Source organism: Streptomyces similanensis, from assembly GCF_039543625.1.
Lineage (GTDB): Bacteria > Actinomycetota > Actinomycetes > Streptomycetales > Streptomycetaceae > Streptomyces > Streptomyces similanensis.
The window spans coordinates 1-16,030 of the sequence record NZ_BAABKC010000006.1 but is presented as its reverse complement, the minus strand read 5'-3'; the positions used below and the strand labels follow the sequence as shown (position 1 = coordinate 16,030).

At 70.4% G+C, this 16,030-nt stretch carries 14 protein-coding genes; 4 read left to right on the top strand and 10 right to left on the bottom strand.

Features of this window, described 5'->3' with window-relative positions:
* Window positions 1–102: 102 nt before the first annotated feature.
* Window positions 103–498, bottom strand: a complete 396-nt coding sequence (gene sodN, locus ABEB07_RS01705; protein WP_055688839.1) for a superoxide dismutase, Ni — start codon at window positions 496–498, stop codon at window positions 103–105.
* Between the two features lie 145 nt (window positions 499–643).
* Here sodN and sodX point away from each other — a divergent pair, with 145 nt between their 5' ends.
* Window positions 644–1,078 (top strand): nickel-type superoxide dismutase maturation protease, encoded by a 435-nt coding sequence (gene sodX / locus ABEB07_RS01700; RefSeq protein ID WP_345666763.1) that lies wholly within the window; start codon window positions 644–646, stop codon window positions 1,076–1,078.
* Here sodX and ABEB07_RS01695 read toward each other — a convergent pair.
* A complete protein-coding gene (locus ABEB07_RS01695) occupies window positions 982–1,611 on the bottom strand; it encodes a CGNR zinc finger domain-containing protein (RefSeq protein WP_345666691.1) in 630 nt (209 codons plus the stop codon). The genes sodX and ABEB07_RS01695 overlap by 97 nt on opposite strands.
* Window positions 1,612–1,711: 100 nt before the next feature.
* Here ABEB07_RS01695 and ABEB07_RS01690 point away from each other — a divergent pair, with 100 nt between their 5' ends.
* The gene (locus ABEB07_RS01690; RefSeq protein WP_345666690.1) at window positions 1,712–2,488 is read left to right on the top strand and encodes a class I SAM-dependent methyltransferase; all 777 of its coding nucleotides are present in this window, start codon (window positions 1,712–1,714) and stop codon (window positions 2,486–2,488) included.
* Between the two features lie 79 nt (window positions 2,489–2,567).
* On the opposite strand, the gene ABEB07_RS01685 is transcribed toward ABEB07_RS01690, so the two are convergent.
* From ABEB07_RS01685 to ABEB07_RS01675, 3 genes are read right to left on the bottom strand one after another with little or no spacing between them, the layout of a single operon-like run.
* A complete protein-coding gene (locus tag ABEB07_RS01685) occupies window positions 2,568–3,374 on the bottom strand; it encodes an amino acid ABC transporter ATP-binding protein (RefSeq protein WP_345666689.1) in 807 nt (268 codons plus the stop codon).
* Window positions 3,371–4,312, bottom strand: a complete 942-nt coding sequence (locus ABEB07_RS01680) for an amino acid ABC transporter permease (RefSeq protein ID WP_345666688.1) — start codon at window positions 4,310–4,312, stop codon at window positions 3,371–3,373. Before ABEB07_RS01680 ends, ABEB07_RS01685 begins: the two co-directional genes overlap by 4 nt.
* A gap of 33 nt (window positions 4,313–4,345) precedes the next feature.
* On the bottom strand, window positions 4,346–5,314 hold the full coding sequence (locus tag ABEB07_RS01675) for an ABC transporter substrate-binding protein (RefSeq protein ID WP_345666687.1): 969 nt from the start codon (window positions 5,312–5,314) through the stop codon (window positions 4,346–4,348).
* Between the two features lie 555 nt (window positions 5,315–5,869).
* Between ABEB07_RS01675 and ABEB07_RS01670 the strand changes: the two genes are divergently transcribed.
* A complete protein-coding gene (locus ABEB07_RS01670) occupies window positions 5,870–7,093 on the top strand; it encodes an NAD(P)-dependent malic enzyme (RefSeq protein ID WP_164588948.1) in 1,224 nt (407 codons plus the stop codon).
* Between the two features lie 231 nt (window positions 7,094–7,324).
* Complete coding sequence (locus ABEB07_RS01665) at window positions 7,325–8,290, top strand: zinc-binding dehydrogenase (protein ID WP_164583104.1); 966 nt, start codon at window positions 7,325–7,327, stop codon at window positions 8,288–8,290.
* Between the two features lie 90 nt (window positions 8,291–8,380).
* Here the strand turns inward: ABEB07_RS01665 and ABEB07_RS01660 are convergent, their stop codons facing one another.
* From ABEB07_RS01660 to ABEB07_RS01640, 5 genes are all read right to left on the bottom strand, one after another.
* Window positions 8,381–9,403, bottom strand: coding sequence for a PadR family transcriptional regulator (locus ABEB07_RS01660; protein WP_345666686.1), 1,023 nt, complete (start codon window positions 9,401–9,403; stop codon window positions 8,381–8,383).
* A gap of 1 nt (window position 9,404) precedes the next feature.
* The gene (locus tag ABEB07_RS01655) at window positions 9,405–10,256 is read right to left on the bottom strand and encodes a DUF4097 family beta strand repeat-containing protein (protein ID WP_345666685.1); all 852 of its coding nucleotides are present in this window, start codon (window positions 10,254–10,256) and stop codon (window positions 9,405–9,407) included.
* A 195-nt stretch (window positions 10,257–10,451) separates the two neighbouring features.
* Window positions 10,452–10,640, bottom strand: a complete 189-nt coding sequence (locus ABEB07_RS01650; RefSeq protein ID WP_030597201.1) for a DUF6104 family protein — start codon at window positions 10,638–10,640, stop codon at window positions 10,452–10,454.
* 113 nt (window positions 10,641–10,753) lie between these two features.
* Window positions 10,754–14,584 carry a multifunctional oxoglutarate decarboxylase/oxoglutarate dehydrogenase thiamine pyrophosphate-binding subunit/dihydrolipoyllysine-residue succinyltransferase subunit gene (locus tag ABEB07_RS01645; RefSeq protein ID WP_345666683.1) on the bottom strand — a complete coding sequence of 1,277 codons (3,831 nt, stop codon included), beginning with the start codon at window positions 14,582–14,584 and terminating at the stop codon, window positions 10,754–10,756.
* A gap of 281 nt (window positions 14,585–14,865) precedes the next feature.
* On the bottom strand, window positions 14,866–15,957 hold the full coding sequence (locus ABEB07_RS01640) for a HAMP domain-containing sensor histidine kinase (protein ID WP_345666761.1): 1,092 nt from the start codon (window positions 15,955–15,957) through the stop codon (window positions 14,866–14,868).
* Window positions 15,958–16,030: the final 73 nt, after the last annotated feature.

The window sequence follows — 16,030 nt, the reverse complement described above, 5'->3', positions numbered from 1 at the left end:
ACCCGGCCTCATGGCCACCGTGTTCGGCGGCCCGCGGACCGGGTGCGGGCAGGTAGGTGATGCGAACCCGCGTCACCGCGGGGCGCGTCGCCTGGCCGGAGATCAAGCCTTCTTGGTCTCCCAGAAGATCTTGTCGATCTGGGCGATGTGGTCCAGGGCCTTCTGGCCCGTCGCCGGGTCGGTGGAGGCCTTGGCGGCGGAGAGGGCCTTCAGCGTGTCGTTGACCAGCTGGTGCAGCTCCGGGTACTTCTCGAAGTGCGGGGGCTTGAAGTAATCGCTCCACAGCACGGAGACGTGGTGCTTGGCCAGCTCGGCGCGCTGCTCCTTGATGACGGTGGCACGCGCCTGGAAGTGCGGGTCGTCGTTGCCGGCCATCTTCTCCTGGACGGCCTTCACCGACTCCGCCTCGATGCGGGCCTGGGCCGGGTCGTACACGCCGCAGGGCAGGTCGCAGTGCGCGCTGACCTTGACCTTGGGGGCAAACAGGCGGGAAAGCATGGAGCATTCCTTCCTCGTGATCGTCTTCTCAGGTGGGACATTACTCCCTGCGAGACGTGTTTTCTCGGGTGCCCCCTTGGGCTTAGGACAAAAGTCCAGGGTCAGACTGAGACTGGTGGAGGAACGGACCGGGGAGGTGCCGGGGATGCCGGAGCTGTCGCAGGAGACCGAGCACAGGGCCGCCGTGGTGCCTTTTGGGCTGGCCGAGGTGACCGGGCCGTCCATGGTGCCGACGCTGTACCACGGGGACCGGCTGGTGGTGCGGTACGGGGCCCGGATCCGACCGGGTGACGTGGTGGTGCTGCGCCATCCGTTCCAGCAGGACCTGCTGGTCGTCAAACGGGCGGCCGAGCGGCGCGAGGGCGGTTGGTGGGTGCTCGCGGACAACGCCTGGGCCGGGGGCGACAGCACCGACTACGGCACCGTCCCGGAGGAGCTGGTGCTCGCGAAGGTGTGGTTCCGCTACCGGCCGCGGCGGCCCGTTCAGCGCTCCGGGCCGGCGCTGGTGCGCTGGGCGCTGTCGGCGGTCAGGCCCGTGCTCGCCGACCGGTCGGCCTCCAGGCGCTTGCGGGCGCGGTAGGCGGCCACGTTGGCCCGGGTGGCGCAGCGGTCGGAGCAGTAGCGGCGCGAGCGGTTGGTGGAGGTGTCGAGGTAGGCGTTGCGGCAGGGCGCGGCCTCGCACAGGCCCAGCCGGTCCACGCCGTACTCGGTCAGGTGGAAGGCGAGGCCCATCGCGGCGATCGCCGCGTACCCGGCCGTGGCGTTCGACGGGTGGTCGGCCAGGTGCATGTGCCACAGCGGGCGGCCGTCCTCGTCGCGGTGGTCGTGCCCGGAGATCTGCGGGCTGACCGGGAACTCCAGCAGCAGTGAGTTCAGCAGTGCCACGGCCAGCGTCTCGTCGCTGTGGTCGGCCGCCTCGAAGACCGCCCGCAGCCTCGCCCGCACCGAGCGGAAGCGGGTCACGTCGGCCTCGGCGGCGCGGCGGGCCGCCGAGCCGTTGGCGCCGAACAGGTCGCGCACCGCCTCCACCGACGTCAGGGTGTCCTTGCCCCGGGCCGGTTCCTCGGTGTTGACGAGACGGACGGCGTAGTCCGAGTAATAGGCCAGTTCCACTTGTAGTCCTTACCGGTGTGCTCTAGGGTCGTGAGCGCGACCTTGTAACAGACGGTCGTGCTTCCAGGGTATTACGCGACCTACGTCAGGGAGGGCGATGATGACGGACACGAGCGCGGACATCACCACCACGGGGACCGACTGGCGGGCCTGGCAGGAGAGCTGGGACCGGCAGCAGGAGTGGTACATGCCCGACCGGGAGGACCGCTTCAGCATCATGCTCGACATGGTGGAGGCCCTCGTCGGCACCGCGCCGCGCGTGCTCGACCTCGCCTGCGGCACGGGCACCATCACCGCCCGCCTGCTCGCCCGCCTCCCCGAGGCCACCAGCACCGGCGTCGACCTCGACCCGGCGCTGCTCGCCATCGCCCGCGGCACCTTCGAGGGCGATGAGCGGGTCTCCTTCGTCACCGCCGACCTGAAGGACCCCGACTGGACGGCGCGGCTGCCGCACGGCTCCTACGACGCCGTCCTGACCGCGACGGCCCTGCACTGGCTGCACAGCGAACCCCTCGCGGCCCTCTACGGATCGGTCGCGGGACTGGTCCGCGACGGCGGCGTCTTCATGAGCGCGGACCACATGATCGACGACACCACCCCGCGGATCAACGCCGCCGAGCGCGCCCAGCGGCACGCCCGCATGGATCAGGCCAAGCAGGCGGACGCCCTGGACTGGGCCGAGTGGTGGCAGCTGGCCGCGCAGGACCCCGTGCTGGCCGGGCCGACCGCCCGCCGGTTCGAGATCTACGGCGAGCACGCCGACGGCGACATGCCCTCGGCCGCCTGGCACGCGCGGGTGCTGCGCGAGAAGGGCTTCGCGGAGGCCCGCCCGGTGTGGTGCTCCCCGTCGGACACGCTGCTGCTGGCGCTGAAGTAGACCGCGCACCGGCCCCCGGGCGCACGCGGAAGGGGCGGTACGGAGATCTCCGTACCGCCCCTTCGCCGTCATGCGCCGGTTACAGCACCTTGGACAGGAACGACTGGGTGCGCTCGTGCCGCGGGTTGGTCAGCACCTCGCGCGGGTGGCCGGACTCGACCACCACGCCGTCGTCCATGAAGACGAGGTTGTCGCCCACTTCGCGGGCGAAGCCCATCTCGTGGGTGACGACGACCATCGTCATGCCGGACTCGGCCAGGTCGCGCATGACGTCGAGGACGTCGCCGACCAGCTCCGGGTCGAGCGCCGAGGTCGGCTCGTCGAACAGCATCAGCTTCGGGTCCATGGCCAGGGCCCGGGCGATCGCCACCCGCTGCTGCTGGCCGCCGGACAGCTGCGAGGGGTAGTGGCCGGCCCGGTCGGCCAGGCCCACCCGCTCCAGCAGGCTCATCGCCCGCTCCCGGGCCTCTCCCTTGCCGACGCCCTTGACCTGGACCGGCGCCTCCATGACGTTCTCGACGGCCGTCATGTGCGGGAACAGGTTGAAGCGCTGGAAGACCATGCCGATGTCCCGGCGCTTCATGGCGACCTCGCGGTCGCGCAGCTCGTAGAGCTTGTCGCCGCTCTGGCGGTAGCCGACGAGGTCGCCGTCGACGTACAGCCGGCCCGCGTTGATCTTCTCCAGGTGGTTGATGCACCTGAGGAAGGTCGACTTGCCGGAGCCGGAGGGGCCGATGAGGCAGAACACCTCGCCCGGCCTGACCTCCAGGTCGATGCCCTTGAGGACCTCCACCTGGCCGAAGGACTTGTGCACGTCCTCCGCCCTGACCATCGCGACGGAGGCGTCGCGGGGGGTGGCGTCCTGCTTCGTGAGCTTGTCGCTCATGCGCCCACGGCTCCCTTCGGCCGGCCGATGGAGAACATGTTGGCCTTGACCTTCTGCCACGGCGTCGGCGGCAGGCTGCGGCTGGAGCCGCGCGCGTAGTAGCGCTCCAGGTAGTACTGGCCGACGCTGAGGACCGAGGTGAGGATCAGGTACCAGGCGGCGGCGAGGAAGTACATCTCCACCGGGGAGCCGGAGACCGTGCCGATGTCCTGGGCGTAGCGGAACAGCTCGGGATACTGGACGGCCGCCACGAGCGAGGTCGTCTTCAGCATGTTGATGACTTCGTTGCCCGTCGGCGGCACGATCACCCGCATGGCCTGCGGGATGACGATGCGGAGCAGGGTCTTGCCGTGGCTCATGCCCAGCGCGTGGGCGGCCTCGGTCTGGCCCTCGTCGACGGCGAGCAGGCCGGCGCGGCAGATCTCCGCCATGTACGCCGCCTCGTTCAGACCCAGGCCGAGCAGCGCCGTCAGCAGCGGCGTCATGAAGTTCGACCAGTAGTCCTTGTAGAACGGCATCAGGTTGATGTACTCGAAGACCAGGCCCAGGTTGAACCAGAGGAACAGCTGGACCAGGACCGGGGTGCCGCGGAAGAACCAGATGTAGAACCAGGCGATGGACGAGGTCACCGGGTTCTTCGACAGGCGCATCACCGCGAGGACGATGCCGCCGACGATGCCGATCAGCATCGACAGGACCGTCAGCAGGAGGGTCTTGCCGACGCCGGTGGTGATCCGGTCGTCGAAGAAGTAGTCGGGGATGGCATGCCAGTTGATCTTGCCCTGGCCGAACGCGTAGACGATCGCGACGAGCAGGGCGATCGCGATGACGGCGGTGACGTACCGCCCGTAGTGGCGGACCGGGATGGCCTTGACGGCCTGCGGTCCGGCGGGGGGCGTGCCCTGGGGCTCCGCCGTCTTGTCGATGTCAGCACTCACGGGTGTTGCCTCTCAGCGGCCGCGCGGGGGCGGTCACTTGCCGCCGTTGACGGCGGACTGCTTGACGGCGCCGTCCTCGGCGCCCCACTTCGCCAGGATCTTCTGGTACTCGCCGTTCTTGATGATCGCGTCCATCGCGGCCTTGAGCGCGTCGCGCAGCTGCGTGCTGTCCTTGGCCACGGCGATGCCGTACGGGGCCGCCTCGACCTGGTCGCCGACGATCTGGAAGTCCTTGCCGCCGCCGGAGGTCTTGACCGCGTAGGCGGCGACCGGGAAGTCGGCGGAGACGGCGTCGGCGCCGCCCGAGCGCAGGCGGGTCTCGGCCTGCTGGTTGTCGTCGAACGCCTGGATGGTGAGCTTCTCGCCGCCCGGACACTTCTTCGCCTCGGCCTTGGCGAGGTCCTCCGAGACCGTGCCGCGCTCCACGGCGATCTTCTTGCCGCACAGGTCGGACCAGGAGGCGATGCCCTTGGTGTCGCCCTTGCGGGTGTAGATGGAGACGCCGGCCTGGAGGTAGTCGACGAAGTCGACGCCCTCGCCGACCTTCTTGCCCGTGGTCGAGTCCACGCCGTCCTGACGGTTCTTGTTGTCCGTCATCGCCGACATCGCCATGTCGTAGCGGTTGGAGCGCAGACCGGTGAGCAGGGCGTCGAAGGTGCCGTTCTGGAAGTCGAACGTCACGCCGAGCTGCTTGCCCATCGCCTCGGCGAGGTCCGGGTCGATGCCGGAGGTCTTGCCCGAGGCGTCCTTGAACTCGACCGGCGCGTAGGAGATGTCGGAGCCGACCCGGATGACGCCCTTGTCGCGGATCGAGGCCGGGAGCTTGCCGGCCAGCGGGGCGGAGGCGGACGACGCGTTGTCGGACGACTTGTCCGTGTCCTTGGTGTCCTTGGTCTGGTCACCGCAGCCGGTGAGCATCAGGGCGCCTGCGACCGCGAGCGCACCGACCGCTGCCAGACGGGAGTGCGCGGCGGTCGTACGACGGGTGGAGCGTGCGGTCATGGTGGTTCCTCCGGCGGATGGGTGGCTTTGCCGATGGGTGGTGGGGTCGGCGACAACACACACCTTCGGGTGTCGCGACCTCGTGCGATTGACGCATCTTGCCATTCGGGATGAGCCAATCAGGGGACTCGCCATGTCAAAATCGGATAACGGGCGACCCCCGAACCCCTCAAAGCCGCCCTCTCAAGGCCGGACCATCTGCGGGAATGACTCCTTACGGCCGCAAGATCTTCGGCCCGTCTCCGGCTGTGGATCAAAGGAACAGGTCTTTTGGGCGATTCCAGGGCCTTGTCAAGCATTCGACGCGCACTTGTCCCCATATTGGGCCAAGTGTCGGTGTGTCGTCATGTGACCTTCGCGTTATGGACTCGTCGCCGACGCGGTCCGTCCGGTATGAAGGTTCTTTACACCCCTCATCCGGGGCTCAGGGCGCGTGTGCGGCGCGCCCGACGCGTATGCGCCCGAAGCATCACTCACTGGGCTGTGCGCGGCCTCGCCCACCCCTCACCAGGAGTGGCCACCCTCAAACCATGAACAATTAAGGGGTAAAACCAAGTGGCAGCGGAGATCGTCAATCCTCGCAGCGACAGCAGTACGGATCAGGACGGCGGGGCAGAGCCGCTGGATTCCTTCGATCCGGCGTTCGCGCTGCACCGCGGCGGCAAGATGGCCGTGCAGGCCACCGTGCCCGTCCGAGACAAGGACGACCTGTCCCTGGCGTACACGCCCGGCGTCGCGCGGGTGTGCACCGCCATCGCCGAGCAGCCGGAACTGGTCAACGACTACACGTGGAAATCGTCCGTGGTCGCCGTCGTGACCGACGGAACGGCCGTGCTCGGCCTCGGTGACATCGGTCCCGAAGCCTCCCTCCCGGTGATGGAGGGCAAGGCGATCCTGTTCAAGCAGTTCGGCGGCGTGGACGCGGTGCCGATCGCCCTCGCCTGCACCGACGCCGACGAGATCGTCGAGACCGTCGTGCGGCTCGCGCCGTCCTTCGGCGGCGTCAACCTGGAGGACATCTCGGCCCCCCGGTGCTTCGAGATCGAGCGCAAGCTCCAGGAGCGCCTGGACATCCCGGTCTTCCACGACGACCAGCACGGAACGGCGGTCGTCACCCTCGCCGCGCTGCGCAACGCGGCCCGGCTGAGCGGACGCACCATCGCCGAGCTGCGCGCCGTCATCTCCGGCGCCGGCGCGGCCGGTGTCGCCATCGCCAAGATGCTGGTCGAGGCCGGCATCGGCGACGTCGCGGTCGCCGACCGCAAGGGCATCGTCTCGGCCGACCGGCAGGACCTCACCTCGGTCAAGCGCGAGCTGGCCGAGTTCACCAACAAGGCCGGCCTCACCGGGACGCTGGAGGACGCGCTCGACGGCGCCGACGTCTTCATCGGCGTCTCCGGCGGCACCGTGGCCGAGGAGGCCGTGGCCTCCATGGCGAAGGGCGCCTTCGTCTTCGCCATGGCCAACCCGAACCCCGAGGTGCACCCCGACGTCGCGCACAAGTACGCGGCGGTCGTGGCCACCGGACGCTCCGACTTCCCCAACCAGATCAACAACGTCCTCGCCTTCCCCGGCATCTTCGCCGGGGCGCTCCAGGTGCGGGCGTCGCGGATCACCGAGGGAATGAAGATCGCGGCGGCCGAGGCGCTGGCCGGGGTCGTCGGGGACGACCTCGCCGCGGACTACGTGATCCCCTCGCCGTTCGACGAGCGGGTCGCCCCCGCCGTGACGGCGGCGGTGGCCGCGGCGGCGCGCGCCGAGGGCGTCGCCCGTCGCTGACGTGAGCCGGCGCGAGCCGGTGTGAACCCGAATGGCCCCGCCCGAAAGAGCGGGGCCATTCTCGTGCCCGCGCCCGCCGACGACGCGCCGCGCGCCCGCCGACGACGCGCCGCGCACCCGCCGACGAGCGCGCCGCGTACCCGGCGGTACGCGGGCGGCAGTTGGCAAGAGGGTGTGTCTCACAGGGCCGTGCGGTTCCGCAGGCGTCGGCACGCCCCTATCGTCAAGGTCATGTTCGCTGTCTACGCCGCCCGAATCGACCGCGACCAGCCGCTGAACGGACTGGAGTCGGGGGAGCGCCCGGCCCCCGAGGCCCGCCCCGGCTGGAGCACCGTCAACGTCAGGGCCGCCTCCCTGAACCACCACGACCTCTGGTCGCTCAAGGGGGTGGGCCTGTCCGAGGACAAGCTGCCCATGATCCTCGGCTGCGACGCCGCAGGCGTCGACGAGGACGGCAACGAGGTCGTCCTGCACTCCGTCATCGGACAGAGCGGCCACGGGGTCGGGCCCGAGGAGCCCCGCTCCATCCTGACCGAGCGCTACCAGGGCACCTTCGCCGAGCAGGTCGCCGTCCCCACCTGGAACGTCCTGCCCAAGCCCAAGGAGCTCTCCTTCGAGGAGGCCGCCTGCCTGCCCACGGCCTGGCTCACCGCCTACCGCATGCTGTTCACCAACGCGGGCGTACGCCCCGGCGACTCCGTCCTGGTGCAGGGCGCCGGCGGCGGTGTCGCCACCGCCGCGATCGTGCTCGGCAAGGCGGCCGGCCTGCGGGTCTTCGCCACCAGCCGCGACGAGGCCAAGCGCAAGCGGGCCCTCGAACTCGGCGCGGTGGAGGCGGTGGAGTCGGGCGCACGGCTGCCGCAGCGGGTGGACGCCGTGATCGAGACCGTCGGCGCGGCCACCTGGTCCCACTCGGTGAAGTCGCTGCGCCCCGGCGGCACCCTCGTCATCTCCGGCGCCACCAGCGGCGACCGACCCTCCCACGCCGAGCTGACCCGGATCTTCTTCCTGGAGCTGAAGGTGGTCGGCTCCACCATGGGAACCAAGGACGAGCTGGAGGACCTGCTCGCCTTCTGCGCCGCCACCGGGGTGCGCCCCGTCATCGACGAGGTGCTGCCGCTCGACCGCGCCCGCGAGGGCTTCGAACGGCTGGCCACCGGCGACCAGTTCGGCAAGATCGTCCTCACCGGCTCCTGACCCGGCCGACCCGCCCGGGGCCCGCGCACCGCGGGCCCCGCGCCCATCGCGCCGCGCCCCGCACGCCGCGTCCATTACGCCGCGCGTCGCTCAGACCTTCGGGCCGCGCAGCAGGGCGCCGATGTGGGCCGCCGCCGTCGACAGATGGCGGCGCGCGTCCTGGAGCTGGTCGGCGGTGATGCCCTGGTCGCGGGCCGCGTCGCGGATGTCGTCCCGGAAGCGGTCCAGCAGCCGGTCCAGGTCGCGGGCCGGGTCGCCGGTGGAGTCCTCGTGCGCCCAGGACGGTTCGTAGGCGGCCGGGAAGTCCTCCGGGGTCCGGGAGTACTCGGCGCGCGCCGACGCCTCACCGCCCGGCGGCCGGCCGAACCCGAAGTTCTTGCCGAAGTCGCCGAACTCCTTGGCCAGCTCGGTCAGCCCGTCACGCACCCCGGTCGGCCAGTCGCCGCGCGCGAAGTGGTCCTGCACCTGCTCCTGCACGTGCCGGGCGACCCGCTGGAACTCCTCCTGCGCCTGGGCCCGGGCCCGCTCCTGCGCCTCCTTGGCCTGGCGCCGGGCCCGCTGGGCCTCCTCGCGAGCACGCCGGCTCTCGTCCTTGGCGCGCCGGGCCTGCTCCTTCCACTCCTGCTTGACCCGGCGCATCTCCTCCTTGGCGGCGCGCCAGGCCTCCTTCTCCTCGCCCGGCTCCTCCGCCCAGGACTCCGAGCCGCCGTTCTTCGCGGAGCCCTGCCGGGCTTCGGACGCCGCCGCGCGCATCTCCCGGCGCAGGTCGCCCGCCGCGCCCCGCACGTCGGCGCGGATCTCGGCGGCGAGTTCGGCGACCGACTCGCGGATCTCCAGCTCCAGATCGGCCAGTTCACCGCTGCGGTCGGCGAGTTCGGCGCGGCCGGCGTCCGTGATGGCGTAGACCTTGCGGCCGCCCTCGGTGGTGTGGGTGACCAGGCCCTCGGTCTCCAGCTTGGCCAGCCGGGGGTAGACGGTGCCCGCCGAGGGCGCGTACAGCCCCTGGAAGCGCTCCTCCAGCAGCCGGATCACCTCGTAGCCGTGGCGCGGGGCCTCGTCGAGCAGCTTGAGCAGGTACAGACGCAGACGTCCGTGGGCGAAGACGGGAGGCATGTCAGAGCACCTTCTTGTCGGTCGTGGCGTCCCAGGAGTCGTCCGCCGCCGGTGGGCGCCGCAGCAGGGCGATGGAGCCGGAGACGGTCGTCGCCTTCAGCCGGCCCTGGCCCGTGCCCAGCCGGCCGGTGATCCGCTTGGCGCCCCACTGGCCGCCCACCCGGAGGTCCTCGAACGCGTTGGACACCGAACCGCTCGCGGTGTTCGCCTCCACCTCGGTGTCCGCGGGGTGGGGCAGGCGGATGGCGATCTCACCCGAGACGTTGGTCAGGGCGATGTCCGTGGGGCGGCCCGCCGGGTCGATGTCGATGATCATCGAGCCGCTCACCGAGTCCGCCCGCACCGAGGAGCCGGCGCCCTCGACCACCGTCAGGTCGCCGGAGACCGAGTGGAAGCGCAGGTCGCCGGAGAGGGCCTGCGCCTCCAGGCTCCCGGAGACGGTGTCGGCGCGCACCGGGCCGGTGACGCCCACCAGCGTGGTGTCGCCGGTGACGCCCCTGACCTCCGTGCGTCCGGCTATGCCGGAGACCACCGCGGCGGCGCCGACGACCCCGACCTCCACGCGGGTGCCCGCCGGGACGGCCAGGGAGACCACGGCGCTGCGCCGCCAGCCCTTGCGGTCGAGCCACTTGAGGAAGCCCTTCCAGGGCAGGTCGTCGTAGGCGACGGTCAGCGTGCTCCCCTGCTGGGTGACCAGCAGGGGAGGGCCCTCGATCTCGGACACCTCCATGCGGGCGGCGTCCTCGTCCGTGCCCACGACGTTCACCGTGCCGTTGACGATGCGGACGTTCAGTGCGGTGACGGGCTTGTCGAAGGTGAGCTTCCCGGGCTCTCCCACGGACCACTCGGACATGGTGCTGACCTCCTGAGAAGAGCTGAGAAGAGCTGAGAAGAACGGATCGAAACGGGGTGAACCAGTGCGAACGGGGACGACGACGCGACGCGCCATATCGTGTCCTTCACAAGACACGATATATCGCGGGCACGGAAAGTCAAGACACACGAAAGGGCGCCCCCGAAGGGGCGCCCTGCGGGCCTGCCGACGGCCCTACTCGTCGTCCTCGTCGTCCTCGTCGTCCAGCCGGGCCAGCCAGGTGGCCAGCCGCTCCACCGGAACCTCGAAGTCCGGGTTCAGGTCGACGAAGGTACGCAGCTGCTCGGCCAGCCACTCGAAGGTGACCTCCTCCTCGCCCCGCCGCTTCTCCAGCTCTTCGATGCCACGGTCAGTGAAGTACATGCGCCCAGGATAAGTGCGCCGAAAGGCCGCGGAAACGGCCGGGCCGCATCCCCCGGCGGGGATGCGGCCCGGTCACGTACGACCCGCGGGGCGGACGGCGCCCCGCGCGGCGCTCACGCCTCGAACACCTCGCGCACCAGCTGCTCCTGCTCCGCCTGGTGCCGCTTGGCGGAGCCCACGGCGGGGGAGGAGGAGTGCGGGCGGGAGATGCGGCGCAGCCGCTCGCTGTGCGGCACGTCCGCGCCGACCGCGAGGTCCAGGTGGTCGATCAGGTTGAGCGCGATGAACGGCCAGGCGCCCTGGTTCGCCGGCTCCTCCTGCGTCCACAGGTACTTCTCGGCGTTCGGGTACTTCTTGATCTCCGCCTGGAGCTCGGCGCCCGGCAGCGGGTACAGGCGCTCGATGCGGATGATCGCGGTGTCCGTCGCGCCGCGCTTCTTCCGCTCGGCGTCGAGGTCGTAGTAGACCTTGCCGGAGCAGAAGACGACCTTCTTCACGGCGTTCGGCTCGACCGAGGCGTCGCCGATGACCGGGCGGAAGCCGCCCGTCGTGAACTCCTCCGTCTTCGAGGCGGCGGCCTTCAGGCGCAGCATCGACTTCGGGGTGAAGACCACCAGCGGCTTGTGGTGCGGGTTGTGCACCTGCCACCGCAGGAGGTGGAAGTAGTTCGACGGCAGGGTCGGCATCGCGACCGTCATGTTGTTCTGCGCGCACAGCTGGAGGTAGCGCTCGATGCGGGCCGAGGAGTGGTCCGGGCCCTGGCCCTCGTAGCCGTGCGGCAGCAGCAGCGTGACGCCGGAGGTCTGGCCCCACTTCTGCTCGGCGGCCGAGATGTACTCGTCGATGACCGACTGGGCGCCGTTGGCGAAGTCGCCGAACTGGGCCTCCCACATCACCAGCGCGTCCGGGCGGGTCAGCGAGTAGCCGTACTCGAAGCCCATGACCGCGTACTCGGAGAGCAGCGAGTCGTAGACGTTGTAGCGGGCCTGCTCGTCCGCCAGGTACAGCAGCGGCGTGTAGTCCTCGCCGGTCTCGCGGTCGATGAGGACCGCGTGGCGCTGGCCGAAGGTGCCGCGGCGGGAGTCCTGGCCGGACAGCCGGACCGGGGTGCCCTCCAGCAGCAGCGAGCCGATGGCGAGGGTCTCGCCCATGCCCCAGTCGATGGTGCCGTCCTCGACCATCGCCGCCCGGCGCTGGAGCTGGGGCAGCAGGCGCGGGTGCACGGTGAAGTGCTCGGGCAGGTTGACCTGGGACTCGGCGATCCGCTTGACGGTCTCGGCGGAGATCGCCGTGTCGACCTGGGCCGGGAAGCCCGCCTGCGGGTCCTGGGTCTCCGGGGCGGCCGGCTGCGCGGTGGCCTCGCGGACCTCCGTGAAGACCTTCTCCAGCTGGCCCTGGTAGTCCTGGAGCGCCTGCTCGGCCTCTTCCAGGGTGATGTCGCCGCGACCGATCAGGGACTCGGTGTAGAGCTTGCGCACCGAGCGCTTCTTGTCGATCAGGTCGTACATCAGCGGCTGGGTGAAGGCCGGGTTGTCCGACTCGTTGTGACCGCGGCGGCGGTAGCAGATGAGGTCGATCACCACGTCCTTGTTGAACGCCTGGCGGAACTCGAAGGCGAGCCGCGCGACGCGGACCACGGCCTCCGGGTCGTCGCCGTTCACGTGGAAGATCGGGGCCTCGATCATGCGGGCCACGTCGGTGGCGTACATCGAGGAGCGCGAGGACTCCGGGGCGGCGGTGAAGCCGACCTGGTTGTTGATGACGATGTGGACCGTGCCGCCGGTGCGGTAGCCGCGCAGCTGCGACATGTTCAGGGTCTCGGCCACCACGCCCTGGCCCGCGAAGGCCGCGTCGCCGTGGATCGCCACCGGCAGGACGGTGAAGTCCGTGCCGCCCTTGTTGATGACGTCCTGCTTGGCGCGGGCGATGCCCTCGATGACCGGGTCGACCGTCTCCAGGTGGGAGGGGTTGGCGGCCAGCGAGACCTTGATCTGCTCGCCGTCCAGGCCGGTGAAGGTGCCCCCGGCGCCCAGGTGGTACTTCACGTCGCCGGAGCCGTGCATCGACTTCGGGTCGAGGTTGCCCTCGAACTCGCGGAAGATCTGCGCGTAGGACTTGCCGACGATGTTGGCCAGCACGTTGAGGCGGCCGCGGTGGGCCATGCCGATGACGACCTCGTCCAGCCGCGACTCGGCCGCGGAGTCGATGACCGCGTCCAGCAGCGGGATGACGGACTCGCCGCCCTCCAGGGAGAACCGCTTCTGGCCGACGTACTTGGTCTGCAGGAAGGTCTCGAAGGCCTCCGCCGCGTTCAGCCGGCGCAGGATGCGCAGCTGCTCCTCGCGCTCCGGCTTGGAGTGCGGGCGCTCCACGCGGTCCTGGATCCACTTGCGCTGCTTGGGGTCCTGGATGTGCATGAACTCGATGCCGACCGTGCGGCAGTACGAGTCGCGCAGCACGCCGAGGATGTCGCGCAGCTTCATCATCGACTTGCCGGCGAAGCCGCCGACGGCGAACTCGCGCTCCAAGTCCCACAGGGTGAGCCCGTGCTCGGTGATGTCCAGGTCGGGGTGCTTGCGCTGCTGGTACTCCAGCGGGTCGGTGTCGGCCATGACGTGGCCGCGCACCCGGTAGGAGTGGATCAGCTCGAAGACGCGGGCGGCCTTGGTGACGTCGTCGTCGTGGCTGGCGTCGATGTCCTTGAGCCAGCGGACCGGCTCGTAGGGGATGCGCAGCGCCTCGAAGATGTCGTCGTAGAAGCCGTTCTCGCCGAGCAGCAGGTTGGCGACCTGGCGCAGGAACTCGCCGGAGGCGGCGCCCTGGATCACCCGGTGGTCGTAGGTCGACGTGAGCGTCATGACCTTGGAGATCCCGAGCTTGTTCAGGGTGTCCTGGGAGGTGCCCTGGAACTCCGCCGGGTAGTCCATGGAGCCGACGCCCATGATCACCGACTGGCCGGGCATCAGGCGCGGCACGGAGTGGACGGTGCCGAGGCCGCCGGGGTTGGTCAGGGAGACCGTGACGCCGGTGAAGTCGTCCATCGTCAGCTTGCCGTCGCGGGCGCGGCGGACGATGTCCTCGTAGGCCTGCCAGAACTCGAAGAAGTTCAGCGTCTCGGCCTTCTTGATGGCGGCCACGACGAGCTGGCGGTCACCGTTCGGCTTGACCAGGTCGATGGCCAGGCCGAGGTTGACGTGCGGCGGCTTGACCAGGGTCGGCTTGCCGTCCTTCTCGCCGAACGCGTGGTTCATCGAGGGCATGGCCTTGATGGCCTGCACCATGGCGTAGCCGATGAGGTGCGTGAAGGAGATCTTCCCGCCCCGGGCCCGCTTGAGGTGGTTGTTGATGACGATGCGGTTGTCGAACAGCAGCTTCACCGGGACGGCGCGCACGGAGGTGGCCGTGGGGAGTTCCAGGGAGGCGTTCATGTTCTTGACGACCGCGGCGGACGGGCCGCGCAGCGTCACGAACTCCGGGCCCTCGGGGGCCGCGGCGGCGGGCTCGGCCGGCGCCTTGGCGGCGGCCGGCTTCGCGGGCGCCGGGGCCTTCACCGCGGCGGGCTTCGCCGGGGCGGCGGCCTTGGCCGGGGCGGCGGGCTGCGCCGGGGCGGCCTGAGCCGGGGCGGCCTGGGCCTGAGGGGCCTGAGCCTGAGCCTGGGGAGCCGGGGCCTGGGCGGCGGGCGCCGGCTGGGGCGTCGTGCCGGCTCCGTCGGCCCCCGCGGCCGCGGAGCCCGACGGAGCCGAGGAGTCAGCCGCGGCCGCCCCCGGCTTGTAGTCGGCGAAGAAGTCCCACCAGGCACGGTCTACGGAGTTCGGGTCCTGGAGGTACTGCTGATAGATCTCGTCGACGAGCCACTCGTTGGCACCGAAGGCCGCCGCGGGGTTCTTCCCGTCCTGGCTGGTCTCGGTGGAGATGCTCGAGTTACTGGGGGACTGTGGCGACACGGCGGCAACCGCCCTCTTCCGCTTCACAAGGTGATGGACAGCGGGAATAAAGGCTACGCCTCCCGGACCGGGTAGGTCAGGTCGGGCCCGTTCATCGTCGCGTAAGTCACATCGAAAGCTGTGTTTCGGGGCTTGAAATGGCGGGAAACAAGCGTGGTTCACCCGCGTGCGGGAAGGGTGGACCCGGGTCCGGCCCGTACGAGGCGCGGTCCCCTGGCTGATCACACGTGTCCGTCTGCCCGGACGCTCGTGGATCTTGTGGTTCCGGCTCGAACTTTACGTCAACTTTGAACTGCGGGGAGCCCCGGAAGGGTGATGAGGATCCGGCAGCCGCGCTCGGATTCGGCCACACCGATCCGGCCGCCGTGCAGATCCACCGCCCAGCGCGCGATCGCCAGCCCGAGCCCGGTGCCGCCGTCGCTGCCCGGACCGTGCGGCCGGCTCACCTGGCCCCGGTTGAACCGCTCGAAGACGCGGTGCCACTCGGAGCGCGGGATGCCGGGCCCCTCGTCCAGGACCTCCAGCTCCAGCGACTCCGGCTGCGTCCCGCGCCGCGCCTTCACCGTCACCCGGCCGTGCGGCGGGCTGTGCTTGACGGCGTTGTCGATCAGGTTGGCGAGCACCTGGTGGACCCGCTCCGGGTCGGCGTGCGCGGTCAGCTCGGGCGGGGAGACGTCCAGGCGCAGATGGACGTCCTTACGGGTGTGGCTGCCGGAGCCGGAGGCCATCGACGCGCGCGCGGAGGCGACCATGTTGGCCTCCTTCAGCACCCCCGACAGATACGGCCACACCTCGAAGCGGCGCATCTTCAGCGGCACGACGCCGTTGTCCAGGCGGGACAGGTCCAGCAGCGTCTCCACCAGCCGGCCGAGCCGCTCGGTCTGCTTCAGCGCGGTGCGCATGGTCTCCGCGTCGGGCTCGGTGAACCCGTCCACGATGTTCTCCAGCACCGCGCGCAGGCCCGCGATCGGGGTGCGCAGCTCGTGCGAGACGTTCGCCACCAGCTCCTTGCGCTGCTGGTCCTGGGCGGCCAGCTCGTCCGCCATGCGGTTGATCGTCTGGGCCAGGTCGCCCAGCTCGTCGCGGCGGTTCTCACGCACCCGGCGGGTGTAGTCGCCGTGCGAGATCGAGCGGGCCACCGCGTTCATCTCGTCCAGCGGCGCGGTGAGCGAGTGCGCCACGAACTGCGTGATGAGCAGGGTGGCGATCATCGAGAAGACCATGATGAAGCGCAGCTCGGTCCTGGTGTGTACGGCGATCATCGACAGACCCGTCGTGATCAGCACCGAGATGACGACCAGCGCGCCGAGCTTGGTCTTGACCGAGAAGCCGAGCCGGGTCCGCACCGGGCGGCCGAGGCCGCCGCCGGCCAGGCGGCCGGGCCTGCCCCGGGCCGGTACGCCGCCGCCGGTACCGGCCGGGACCGGGCGCGCGCCGGCGCGCACG